The 12253-nt window shown below is 63.8% G+C and carries 11 protein-coding genes; 7 read left to right on the top strand and 4 right to left on the bottom strand.

Annotated elements, in window-relative coordinates; all coding sequences use genetic code 11:
- Positions 1-15 precede the first annotated feature (15 nt).
- From BLS61_RS20390 to bamJ, 6 genes are all read left to right on the top strand, one after another.
- Positions 16-369, top strand: coding sequence for a PA4575 family protein (locus tag BLS61_RS20390; protein WP_090433959.1), 354 nt, complete (start codon positions 16-18; stop codon positions 367-369).
- A gap of 140 nt (positions 370-509) precedes the next feature.
- Positions 510-1001 carry a TIGR00645 family protein gene (locus tag BLS61_RS20385; protein ID WP_024307203.1) on the top strand — a complete coding sequence of 164 codons (492 nt, stop codon included), beginning with the start codon at positions 510-512 and terminating at the stop codon, positions 999-1001.
- A gap of 130 nt (positions 1002-1131) precedes the next feature.
- Positions 1132-1434, top strand: a complete 303-nt coding sequence (locus tag BLS61_RS20380; RefSeq protein ID WP_024307204.1) for a DUF6482 family protein — start codon at positions 1132-1134, stop codon at positions 1432-1434.
- Between the two features lie 11 nt (positions 1435-1445).
- Positions 1446-2999: a cryptochrome/photolyase family protein gene (locus BLS61_RS20375; RefSeq protein WP_090433957.1), complete on the top strand. Its 1554-nt coding sequence runs from the start codon at positions 1446-1448 to the stop codon at positions 2997-2999.
- Positions 2996-3133: a DUF2256 domain-containing protein gene (locus BLS61_RS20370; protein WP_090433954.1), complete on the top strand. Its 138-nt coding sequence runs from the start codon at positions 2996-2998 to the stop codon at positions 3131-3133. The genes BLS61_RS20375 and BLS61_RS20370 overlap by 4 nt, the downstream gene beginning before the upstream one ends.
- A 161-nt stretch (positions 3134-3294) precedes the next feature.
- Entirely contained in the window at positions 3295-3924 is a 630-nt protein-coding gene (gene bamJ / locus BLS61_RS20365) for a BamJ family beta-barrel-assembly machinery protein (RefSeq protein ID WP_024307206.1), read from the top strand.
- 161 nt (positions 3925-4085) lie between these two features.
- Here bamJ and BLS61_RS20360 read toward each other — a convergent pair whose 3' ends face one another.
- The 4 genes from BLS61_RS20360 to BLS61_RS20345 form a co-directional block, all read right to left on the bottom strand.
- Positions 4086-4313 (bottom strand): PA4570 family protein, encoded by a 228-nt coding sequence (locus BLS61_RS20360; RefSeq protein ID WP_074675630.1) that lies wholly within the window; start codon positions 4311-4313, stop codon positions 4086-4088.
- A gap of 200 nt (positions 4314-4513) precedes the next feature.
- On the bottom strand, positions 4514-7573 hold the full coding sequence (locus BLS61_RS20355; protein WP_090433953.1) for a multidrug efflux RND transporter permease subunit: 3060 nt from the start codon (positions 7571-7573) through the stop codon (positions 4514-4516).
- Between the two features lie 198 nt (positions 7574-7771).
- Positions 7772-8917, bottom strand: a complete 1146-nt coding sequence (locus BLS61_RS20350; protein ID WP_090433950.1) for an efflux RND transporter periplasmic adaptor subunit — start codon at positions 8915-8917, stop codon at positions 7772-7774.
- Between the two features lie 142 nt (positions 8918-9059).
- Positions 9060-10685 carry a methyl-accepting chemotaxis protein gene (locus BLS61_RS20345; protein WP_090433948.1) on the bottom strand — a complete coding sequence of 542 codons (1626 nt, stop codon included), beginning with the start codon at positions 10683-10685 and terminating at the stop codon, positions 9060-9062.
- A 226-nt stretch (positions 10686-10911) separates the two neighbouring features.
- Between BLS61_RS20345 and BLS61_RS20340 the strand changes: the two genes are divergently transcribed.
- A complete protein-coding gene (locus tag BLS61_RS20340) occupies positions 10912-12066 on the top strand; it encodes an L-talarate/galactarate dehydratase (RefSeq protein ID WP_090433946.1) in 1155 nt (384 codons plus the stop codon).
- Positions 12067-12253: the final 187 nt, after the last annotated feature.

Below are 12253 nucleotides of genomic sequence, written 5' to 3'. Positions count from 1 at the left end.
GCGAGGGTAGCCGCCATGTCGCGCAGCCTCTGCCTCACCCGTCAATGCCTGGGCCTGGTCACCCGCATCGAATGCGTGATCCGGCCGATGGCCGGTAACAGCGGTCGCTGGATACTGCTCTGCGCTGCTGGCATGTCAGGCGCGCAACCCTCTGCAATCAAGGCTCAAGGCCCGTTCTATGGGCCTTGCGTCGCGGAAGGGGTTCTCGAGTCGATTGCCGAAAGCCTGGCTTTGCAGGGCTATGTCGAATGCAGCGAACCCCCCATCTGGCGTTTGCACATGCAGGCCGAGTTACGCCGCGTCAATGGCGAACGCAGCAGTCCGCTCGGCTTGCTCCAGCGCCGCCCCGAGACTGACGGGCACAACTGAAACTCCCCAAACAAAGCGCTTCGTGGCATTCGGGCGTACTCGCAGGGGCAGGGTTATCCACAATACGCGGGCCGCTTCTGCTGATGCAGGGCGATGGGTATACTCGCCGCGATTTTTCCCTTCCCTTCAGTGAGTCTTCCATGGAACGCTTTATCGAAAACGCCATGTACGCATCGCGTTGGCTGCTGGCGCCGATCTACTTTGGTCTTTCTCTGGGTTTGCTGGCGCTGGCGCTGAAATTCTTCCAGGAAGTCTTCCATATCCTGCCGAATGTCTTCGCCATGGCAGAGTCCGACCTGATTCTGGTCCTGCTGTCGCTGATCGACATGGCTCTGGTGGGCGGCTTGCTGGTGATGGTGATGATTTCCGGCTACGAGAACTTCGTTTCGCAACTGGATATCGACGAGAGCAAGGAGAAGCTCAACTGGTTGGGCAAGATGGACTCCAGCTCGTTGAAGATGAAGGTGGCCGCTTCGATCGTGGCCATTTCCTCGATTCATCTGCTGCGGGTATTCATGGACGCTCGCAACTACGAAACGGACCACCTCATGTGGTACGTGATCATCCACATGACCTTCGTGGCCTCGGCGTTCGCAATGGGCTACTTGGACAAACTGACCAAGCACGATTGATCCAAGAGGCTTCAAGACCGCCCGTCCGAACAGACGGGCGTTTTGCTTTCTGGGCTTGAGCTTTTTCTTTGTTGTACAAGAATTGTATTTGCATAGGTTCTTGTATAATTAAAGCAGGAGGAAAGCCCAGATGAATCTGCATGATCTATCCAATCACGCCCAAGCCGGTCGCATCGACGAACTCAATCTGATCTCGCTTGAGGGCGGTATCTATCTGCTCGAAGCGCGCATGGACGGCCGTGCGCATCCAATTCTCAACGAGCATGGCAGCACCCTGAACCTGCGGTCTGTAGAGCATGCGCGCGACGTGCTGCAGGAAATGCCAACGCTGCCGTTCTTCCTGGTGCACAGCTCGGTACATGACGAGATGTGCGGTATGCCATCTGCCGACAACAGTTTGCGCGTGCCCATCGCGTTTCGCTCCGGCTGGTGACAGCACTGCAGATGACCTTTGATATCGAGGGCGGCGTGCGCCGCCTGATCCTGATTCTTGGCGACCAGCTCACTGCCGGCCTCGGTGCACTGGCGGATATCGACCCGCAGCGGGATCATGCGCTGCTGGCCGAGGTGATGGAGGAGGCCAGTCATGTGCCGCATCATCCGAAGAAGATCGCCCTGATCTTCAGCGCCATGCGCCATTTCGCCGAGATCTTGCGCGCTCAGGGCATGCAGGTGCACTACGTGACGCTGGATGATCCGCACAACAGCGGATCCTTGCCCGGTGAGCTGCAGCGCTGGACGCAACAGCTCAACCCCGCCGAAGTGCATCTGACCGAGTGTGGCGACTGGCGTCTGGAGCAGTCCCTGCGTCACTGTGGCGTGCCGATTCACTGGCATCAGGACAGCCGTTTTCTCTGCACGCGCGAGGCCTTCGCCGCCTGGGCGCAGGGGCGCAAGCAACTGCGCATGGAGTTCTTCTACCGCGAGATGCGCCGCACCAGTGGCTTGCTGCTCAACCCGGATGGCACGCCCGAGGGCGGCGCCTGGAACTTCGACGCCGACAACCGCAAGGCCTTGCCCAAGGGCGTGCACCCGCCTGCGCCGCTGCGTATCGAGCCGGATGCCATCACGACCGAGGTGCTGGAGCTGGTATCGCGGCGTTTTGCCCATCACTACGGCAGCCTGGACGGTTTCGATTACCCGGTCACAGCCGAGCAGGCCGAGCGTCTTTGGCAGCATTTTCTCGCCAACGGCCTGGCGGATTTTGGCGATTACCAGGACGCCATGGCCGATGACGAGCCGTTTCTCTTTCATTCACGCATCAGCGCCGCGCTGAATATCGGCCTGCTCGATCTGCGGCGGATCTGCGCCGAGGTCGAGGCGGCCTATCGCACAGGCAAGGTGCCGCTGAACGCCGCCGAAGGTTTCATCCGCCAGTTGATCGGCTGGCGCGAGTACGTGCGTGGCATCTACTGGTTGCGCATGCCGGAATATGCCGAAGGCAACCGTTTCGGCAATTCACGGGCGCTGCCCGAGTTCTACTGGACCGGCCGGACGCGCATGAACTGCATGCGCCAGACCATCGGCCAGACTCTGGAGCATGCCTACGCCCACCATATCCAGCGGCTGATGGTGACCGGCAACTTCGCCCTGCTGGCCGGCATTGCGCCCAAGGCCACCTGCGACTGGTACCTGGCCGTGTACATGGACGCCTTCGACTGGGTGGAGCTGCCCAACACCTTGGGCATGGTGATGCACGCCGACGGTGGCTATCTCGGTTCCAAGCCCTATTGCGCCAGTGGCCAGTACATCAAGCGCATGTCCAACCATTGCCAGGGCTGCAGCTACAAGGTGAGCGAGAGCACCGGCGAGTCGGCTTGCCCGTTCAACGCGCTGTACTGGCACTTTCTCATGCGCCACCGCGAGCCGCTCGAGCGAAACCCGCGCATGGGCATGGTCTACCGCAACCTGGCGCGGATGAACGAGGCCAGGCAGCAGGCGCTATGGGACTGGGGCGAGCGTCTGCTGGCCAGGCTCGATGCCGGAGAGATGCTGTGAAAAAGAGCGATTTGCCGGTGAAGACCTGCGCCGTCTGTGGCCTGCCGTTCACCTGGCGCAAGAAGTGGGCGCGCTGCTGGGACGAAGTGCGCTACTGCTCCGAGCGCTGTCGGCGCGGGCGCAATACCCTGTAGATACGGGTTGTCGCCGCTGAAGCGCCTCCCACGGAATGCGCATTTCCTGCTGCTGTGGGAGGGGCTTGAGCCGCGACAGGCTTGGCACGTTGCCGTGACCCTGCGCCTGGCTTCTGTGCTAGGCTGGCCGACCTTTTTCACAGCCCCCAGCGGAGCCTTTCATGTCCGAATTCAACTTCAGCCCCGATCTGTCCTCCGATGAGGGCCGCGTCAGCTACGGCATCGGTCGTCAACTCGGTGGTCAGTTGCGTGACAACCCGCCGCCCGGCGTCGACCTGAGCGCCATCCTCGCCGGTCTGACCGACGCCTTCACCGGCCAGGCCAGCCGCGTATCCGAGGCCGAGCTGGGCGCCAGCTTCAAGGTCATCCGCGAAATCATGCAGGCCGAAGCGGCTGCCAAGGCCGAAGCCGCTGCCGGCGAAGGCCGTGCCTACCTGGCCGAGAACGCCAAGCGCGAAGGCGTGACCGTGTTGCCGTCCGGCCTGCAGTACGAGGTGCTGGTGGCAGGCGAGGGCGCCAAGCCGTCGGCCGACGACCAGGTGCGTACCCACTACCACGGCACCCTGATCGACGGCACCGTATTCGACAGCTCCTACGAGCGTGGCCAGCCGGCTGAGTTTCCGGTCGGCGGCGTGATTCCGGGCTGGGTCGAGGCGCTGCAACTGATGGGTACCGGCAGCAAGTGGCGCCTGCACGTGCCGAGCGAGCTGGCCTACGGCGCTCAGGGCGTCGGCAGCATCCCGCCGCACAGCGTGCTGGTGTTCGATGTCGAGCTGCTCGACATCCTGTAAGAGGTCGCGGTATCGGTGCGCACGGCGCACCCTACGATGCCACGCATAGCCTTTGAAAACGGGGCGCCCTTTTTGACAGGGCGCCCCGTTTGCGTTGTTACGGGTAGGGTGCGCCGCGCGCACCGGGCAATACTCTGGCTACCCGTCTGCTGCGGTTCTGTTCAGGGCCGCAAGGCACGTGCGTAGCAGTACAGGAACAGGCTGCGCACCAGCTCCTTGAGCACGATGGGTTCGCTGGAGCTGAGCTCGTGCAGGTCAAGGTCGCCCTGGTCACGCAACTCGTCCAGGGCTTCTTCTTCGAGCATGGCGCAGACCTCGCCGGTTTCGCGGTTGAGGATGCGCAGATAGGGATGCGGGCGGTCCAGCCAGGCATCGATCAGGTAGGTCATGGCAGGTCTCCTTGGCCGTCGTTACGTAACTGAGAATAATTCCTATTACATAAATAGCAAGGGTTAATTGCGACCTTCTGTCGTTTGCCTGTCCGGGGAGGTTTTGCCGCGGGATGTCGTGGAGGCGCCGGGGTTGTGCGCACCGCTTCCGATATGTCGGAGAGGCGGTGCGCGCGGCGCACCCTACGAGCGAGCACTGCTCAATGGGCGGGCACGGTCTGCGCTTGTTCCCGCGGTTCGGCATCCGGCTTGGCCAGCAGGCTGTAGACGCAGGGCAGGACGAACAGGGTGAACAGCGTGCCGACGCTCATGCCGGTGGCGATCACCAGGCCGATGTCGAAGCGGCTCACCGCACCGGCGCCGCTGGCGAGGATCAGCGGCACCATGCCGAACACCATCGCCGCGGTGGTCATCAGCACCGGGCGCAGGCGAATGGCCGCCGCTTCCTCGATGGCCTCGCGCAGCGGCAGGCCCTTTTCGTGGCGCAGCTGGTTGGCGAATTCGACGATGAGGATGCCGTGCTTGCTGATCAGGCCGATCAGCGTCACCAGGCCCACCTGGGTGTAGATGTTCATGGTGGAGAAACCGAGGAAGATCGGCACCAGCGCGCCGCAGATCGACAGCGGCACGGTGACCAGGATCACCAGCGGGTCGCGGAAGCTCTCGAACTGCGCGGCCAGCACCAGGAAGATGATCGCCAGGGCCAGGGCGAAGGTGACGAACAGCGCGCTGCCTTCCTGGATGTACTGCCGCGAGGCGCCGGCGTAGTCGAAGCTGTAGCCGCGCGGCGCTTCCTCGCGGGCGATGGCGGTGATGGTGTCGATCGCCTCGCCCTGGCTGACGATGGCCACGCCCTCGATGATCGCCGAGTTGAGCTGCTGGAACTGCTTGAGCTTGGTCGGCCGCGCGCGGTCGCTGAGGCTGATCAGGGTGCCCAGCGGCACCATGGCACCGCTTTCGCTGCGCACGTGGTAGTTGTCCAGCCAGCCCGGATTGTCGCGATAGGCGCGCTCGACCTGGGCGATCACCTTGTAGCTGCGCCCGTCGATGGTGAAGCGGTTGATCTCGCCTTCGCCGAGCAGGCTGGCCAGGGTGACGCCCAGGTCTTCCATGGATACGCCCATCTGCGCGGCTTTCTCGCGGTCGATGTCGACCACGATTTCCGGCTTGTCGAAGGCCAGGTCGATATTGAGGAAGGCGAACTTGCCCGACTCCTGCGCGCGTGCCTTGACCCGTTCGGCCACCTGCAGCAGCGACTCGTAGTCGTTCGGCGTATTGATCACGAACTGGAACGGCAGGCCCTCGCCGGTGCCCGGCAGCGAGGGCAGGTTGAAGCCGAAGATCTGCAGGCCGGGAATGTGGTTGAGCTTGGCCTGCACCTCGGGAAGTATCTCCATCTGCGTGCGCTCGCGCTCGTTCCACGGTGTCAGCAGAAAGCCGCCGATACCCGACTGCACACCGTCGAAGCCGTTGATCTGGAACGAGGAGTAGTACTCGGGGAAGCTCTTGAATATCTCCACGAACTGGTCGGTGTAGGCGTTGACGTAGTCGAGGTTGGTCGGCTGCGGCGCGTTGGCGAAGAGGAACACGATGCCCTGGTCTTCCTCGGGCGCCAGCTCGCTCTGGGTGAAGGACAGCAGCAGCGGAATCAGCGCCATGACGATCACACCGAACACCACCACCACCGGGCGGGTATCGAGGGTGCCGTGGAGCATCTTCTGGTAACGCTGCTTGAGCCGGTCGAAGATCATGTCCAGGCGGTGGGCCAGGCCCGAGGGATTCTCGTCATGGCGCAGCAGCTTGGCGCACATCATCGGCGACAGGGTCAGGGCAACGATGCCGGAGATGATCACCGCGCCGGCCAGGGTCAGGGCGAACTCCTTGAACAGCGCGCCGGTCAGGCCTTCGAGGAAGCCGATGGGGGCGTACACCGCGGCCAGGGTGATGGTCATCGACACCACCGGCACGGCGATCTCGCGCGCGCCTTCGATGGCGGCATCGAACGGCGTCTTGCCCTCCTCGATATGGCGGTGGATGTTCTCTACGACGACGATGGCGTCGTCCACCACCAGGCCGATGGCCAATACCATCGCCAGCAGGGTCAGCAGGTTGATCGAGTAGCCCATCAGCTGCATGAAGAACAAGACGCCGATCATCGACAGCGGGATGGTGATCACCGGGATCAGCACCGAGCGGAACGCGCCGAGGAACAGGAACACCACGACGATGACGATCAGCACCGCCTCGGCCAGGGTCTTGACCACTTCGTCGATGGAGGCCTGGATGAACAGGGTGGCGTCGTAGGCGATGGCCACCTTGAGGTTCGGCGGCAGTTGCGCCTCCAGCTCGGGCATGGCCGCGCGCACTTCCTTGATCACGTCCAGCGGGTTGGCGCTCGGCGTGCCCTTGATGGCGATGTACACCGACGGAATGCCATCGAAGGAGCTGATCGAGTCGTAGTTGGCCGCGCCCATTTCCACCCGGGCGATGTCGCGCACCAGCACGCGGGTGTCACCCACCGTCTTCACCGGAATGGCGCCGAAGGCCTCGACCGATTTCAGGTCGGTGCTGGCGTTGATGCTGGTGACCACGTACTGCCCCTTCACCTCGCCAGCGGCGGAGAGGAAGTTGTACTTGCGCACTGCCTCGTTGAGATCGCCGGCGGTGACGCCGTAGGCAGCCATTTTCACCGGGTCCAGCCACAGGCGCATGGCGAACACCTGGTTGCCGAGAATCTGCGCCTCGGCCATGCCGGGCAGGGTGGCCAGCTTGGGCTGGATCACCCTGGAGAGATAGTCGGTAATCTGCGGGTTGGACAGCTCGTCGCTGTAGAAGCTGACGTACATCAGCGCCGAGGCGTCGGCCGCTTCCTTGGACAGCACCGGGTCCTCGGCGTCCTGCGGCAGCTGGTTCTTCACCTCGTTGGCCTTGGCCAGCAGCTCGGTGAACAGGCGGTCACTGTTGGCGCCGATGCGTGCATAGATGGAGATGGTCGACAGGTTCTGCTGGCTCGACGAGGTCATGTAGTCGATGCCTTCGGCGCTGGCCAGGCTCTGCTGCAGCGGTTGGGTGATATAGCCCTGAATGGTTTCGGCGTTGGCACCGGGGTAGGCGGTGGTCACCGTGATCAGGGCGTTCTCCATCTGCGGATACTGGCGGATGCTGAGCTTGCTGAACGCCTGGAAACCGAGCAGGACGATCAGTAGGCTGACCACGGTGGCCAGCACCGGGCGGCGGATGAAGGGATCGGTAAATGCCATGGAAATTTCCTTGGCCGCCCTGCGGCGGCCTGTCTATCAGCAGTTGTGCGCGTTTTGCGCCCCACTTCTTTGTGGGGCTGGAGGAGAGGGCGGTTTGACTGCCCGTTTCCCTTCTCCCTAACCCTCTCCCCAGAGGGGAGAGGGGACTGATCGCGTTCGGCCGATGCTGGGTTGAACCTTTACAACTGGACGCGGGCGTTATTGCCCGGTTGCGCCAGCCTGGATCGCCAGCGCCGGATCCTCGACTACCTCGACGTGGGCGCCGTTATCCAGCTTGAGCTGGCCGGAGGTGACCACCTGCTCGCCAGCCTGCAGGCCCTTGACGATCACCACGCGGCCGGCACGCCGCTCGCCGGTCTCGACGAAGCGCCGCTCGACGGTCAGCTGGGTGTTGCCGTCTGCATCCTTGAGCGCCTTGCCGTCGTTATCCTGCTTCTCCTTCACCACGTACACCGAGTTGCCATACAGGGTGTAGGTAATGGCGGTTTCCGGCACCACGATCTTCGTCTCGTCGCCCGGCAGCAGCACTTCCAGATTGGCGAACATGCCTGGCAGCAGCTTCTCGTCCGGGTTGTCCAGGGTGGCGCGCACCTGCAGGTTGCGGGTTTCGTTCTCCACCTTGGGGTTGATCGCGGCGATACGACCTGCGAACTGCTCGCCCGGGTAGGCGGCGACGCTCAGCCGTACCGGCTGACCGACCTGCAGCTGCGGTGAACGCTGCTCGGGCAGGAAGAAGTCGACGTGCAGGCGCGACAGGTCCTGCAGGGTGGCGATGGCGGCGCCCGGCGAGAGGTAGTCGCCGGTGTCCACCTGACGAATGCCGATGGTGCCGGAGAACGGCGCGAGGACGCGCTTCTTGCCGAGTTGAGCCCTGAGTTGCGATACCGTCGCCTGGGCCTTGAGCAGCTCGGCATTGAGGCGGTCGAACTCGCTCTTGGAAATATTCTGCCGGCTGACCAGGCTGCGGCCACGCTCGAACTCGACGCGCGCCAGGCTGAGTACGGCTTCGGCAGTGGCCAGGTTGGCGCGTTCCACCTCGCTGTCGAGCTGGATCAGCGGCTGGCCGAGGCGCACCTTCTGACCGGATTCGAACAGCACCTCGCTGACGATGCCGTCCACTTCGGCGGCCAGGTCCACGCCCTGATAGGCCTTGAGCGTGCCGATGGCCGGCAGGCGGCCCTGCCAGGGCTGCTCTTCGGCCAGGGCGGCGGACACGCTGATGGCCGGCTGCGGCGCCGAGAACATCTGGATCTGCTGGTAAATGGAGAAGCCTTTGTAGGCGGCGAGGGCGAGCACCACAACGAGCACCACGCCGAGCATGATGAGCATGCGACGGAGCAACATATTCCGTTTCCTTGGCAAGCGGGGAGGGGCCTGGGAATAGGCAAGAGAGGCACCTTAGTGCCAGTTTTCGCTGCTGTCAAAGCGCCGTTTTATCGATGATCGCACTGTGATGGCACTTCCCTGTGCCGGTGTTCTGCCGGGGTCAGGCGCCCAGGCGACGGGTCACTTCGCCCAGTTGCCCGGACATGTCGTGCAGGTTGCGGCTGGCCTTTTGCGTGCGCTCAACGTTGTCCTGGTTGGCGCTGGCGATGGCGGTCAGCTCGGTGAGGTTGCGCGATATGTCCTCGGCCACCGAGGTCTGCTCCTCGGCGGCGGTGGCGATCTGCTGGTTCATATCGCGTATGGCTTCCACCGCCTCGGTGATGCGCTGCAGCATGGCGCCGGCCTCGGTGACCTGGGTGACGCCCTGCTCGCTGCGCTGCTGGCCGCTCTCGATGGCGCGCACGGCATTCAGCGCGCCGGTCTGCACGGTGTCGATGATCTGGTTGATTTCGGCGGTGGACTCGGCAGTGCGCTGCGCCAGGGTGCGCACCTCGTCGGCCACCACGGCGAAGCCGCGGCCCTGCTCGCCGGCTCGCGCCGCCTCGATGGCAGCATTGAGCGCCAGCAGGTTGGTCTGTTCGGCGATGCCGCGAATTACCTCCAGCACCTTGCCGATGCGCCCGCTGTCGCTTTCCAGGCGACGGATCACTTCTGCCGTGTTGGCAATCTCGCCGCGGATGTCGGTGATGGTGGCGATGGTCGACTGCATCACCGTGCTGCCCTGGCGAGCCGAGTCGTCGGCATCGTTGGCCGCATGCGCGGCGTCGGCGGCATGGCGCGCCACCTCCTGCGCCGTGGCGGACATCTCGTGCATCGCCGTGGCGACCTGGTCGGTGCGCTCGAACTGCTCGCTGACCCCCTCGGTCATGCGCGAGGCGATGGCGTTGAGCTCGTTGCTGGCACTGTCGAGGTTCTGCGTGCTCTGGTGCAGGCGCTCGCTGGTACTGGCAAGAAAGTCGCGCAGGGTGTTCGCTGCACGTGCCAGCAGGCCCAGCTCATCCTGGCGGTTGCTTTCCACCCGCTGGCCGAAGCGACCATGGCTGAGCTGATCGACATGGCCGATAAGGTGGCGGATGGGGATGATCAGGTTGCGATTGACCAGCCACAGGCTGAACACGGCGATGACCAGCGCCGCGGACAGCATCACGATGGTGCCGAGAAGAATGGTGCGTGCGGCGCTGGCATTGATCTCTTCGGCCTGGTTCAGGCTGTTCTGGCGCAACTGTTCGACCAGCGCGCTCATCTGCTCGCTGGTGGCGCGGTCGATGCCCTTGACCGCAGCGTCGCCAGCCTGGGCATCGGCGCCCGCAGCGACGAAGGCATCGCGGCCCTTGCGGTAGTTGCCGCCAAGCGCCTGATGCTCGCTGCGCAGGCGCTCGACCTGAGTCCTAAGGGCCGGGTCGGCTGCGGCCACCTGAGTCAGCTGACCGAGGATGTCCTGTACCTTGCGCTCCTGCGCCTCGAACTGGCTCCAGTAGCGTTGCAGGTTGGCGCTGTCCTGGCCGCGCAGCAGGACGTTCTTCCATTCCTGCACCTGAATCTTGAATTCGACGTTGGCTGCGTCGATCAGCCGTGAGGACTCCAATGGCCCGTCGAGCAGGCCACGATAGGACTGGATGCCGCTGGAAAGAAAGCTGAAACAGGCCAGGGCGGTGATCAGAATCAGCGCCAGACTGCCGCCGAGCAGGGCGAGAATCTGCGCGCGCAGGGATTTTTGCAGGAACATGATGGGAGGCCTCGAAAGCCAGGCGTGGCGGGACACACTTCAGCGTAGACGGTGAATATTGCAGATTTGTGAAATGTCTAGACGAGTGGTGCCATATGGCTAGCACCAGACCAGCCTTTACAGATTCTGCGGCTTGAATGATTGCGCAATCATCATAGTCTGGCTCGGGTTGTCCAGCGTTCGGCAGCCCATCGGGGGCGCCGAACTTCACTTCGAGGAAGACGCCATGACCGATAACGCCACCCCATGTGCCGACGACGACCGCATTGCCTGGCTGAGCCTGCGCTCGGTAGCGCTGCCGCTGGCCAATCCGATCAGCGATGCCAAGGTGCTCACTGGCCGGCAGAAGCCGATGACCGAGATCGCCATCCTGATCGCCGAGATCGAGACCCGGGACGGTCACCGCGGCCTGGGTTTCAGCTACTCCAAGCGCGCCGGCGGTGCCGGCCAGTTCGCCCATGCCCTGGAAGTCGCGCCGAACCTGATCGGCGAGAACCCCAGCGATATCGCCAGGCTCTGGGACAAGCTGTGTTGGGCCAGCGCCTCGGTCGGCCGCAGCGGTCTGGCGACCCAGGCCATCGGCGCCTTCGACGTCGCCCTTTGGGACCTCAAGGCGCGCCGCGCCGGTCTGTCGCTGGCGCGCCTGCTCGGCAGTCACCGCGATTCGGTGCGTTGCTACAACACTTCGGGTGGCTTCCTGCATACACCGCTCGATCAGTTGCTGAAGAACACCGACCTGTCCCGCGAGAAGGGCATCGGCGGCATCAAACTCAAGGTCGGCCAGCCCGACTGGGCGCTGGATATCCACCGTGTCAGCACCGTGCGTGAGCATCTGGGCGAGAGCTTCCCGCTGATGGTTGATGCCAACCAGCAATGGGATCGCCCGACCGCGCGGCGCATGTGCCGGCGCCTGGAGTCCTTCGACCTGATCTGGATCGAGGAGCCGCTGGACTGCTACGACGCCGAAGGCCATGCCGAGCTGGTGCGTCAGTTCGATACGCCGATCGCCACCGGCGAGATGCTCACCAGCCCGGCCGAGCACTGGGAGTTCATTCGCCAGCGCGGCGCCGACTTCCTTATGCCCGATGCGCCGCGCGTCGGCGGCATCACCCCATACCTGCGCGTGCAGGCGCTGGCCGAGCAGGCCGGCATGACCCTGGCGCCGCACTTCGCCATGGAGCTGCACGTGCACCTGGCCGCCAACCATACGCGTGAGCCCTGGGTCGAGCATTTCGAATGGCTGGAGCCGCTGTTCAACGAGCGCCTGGAGATTCGCGACGGGCGCATGCTGGTGCCGACCCGTCCGGGCCTTGGCCTGAGCCTGAGCGAGCAGGTGGCCGGCTGGACGGTGCAGCAGGCGGAGGTTGGCAAACGCGGCTGATCATGGCGGGACAGGAGGAACGCCAACGCTTATGCGTTCCTCCTGGTTGAACGTGCTCGAGAGTGTTGTGGCTCAATGATTCTGGACACCCCGATAGGGCGTTAAGCTTCGCCCCTTTCGGGCGCCACACCTTGATTCGCCCGTAAGGGGCGAAATCCGTCAGGTAAGGCGACACGCTAACGGATAG

The sequence above is a fragment of the Ectopseudomonas guguanensis genome (assembly GCF_900104265.1).
In the GTDB taxonomy this organism is placed as follows: Bacteria; Pseudomonadota; Gammaproteobacteria; order Pseudomonadales; family Pseudomonadaceae; genus Aquipseudomonas; species Aquipseudomonas guguanensis.
This window is presented reverse-complemented; position numbering and strand designations above follow the sequence as displayed.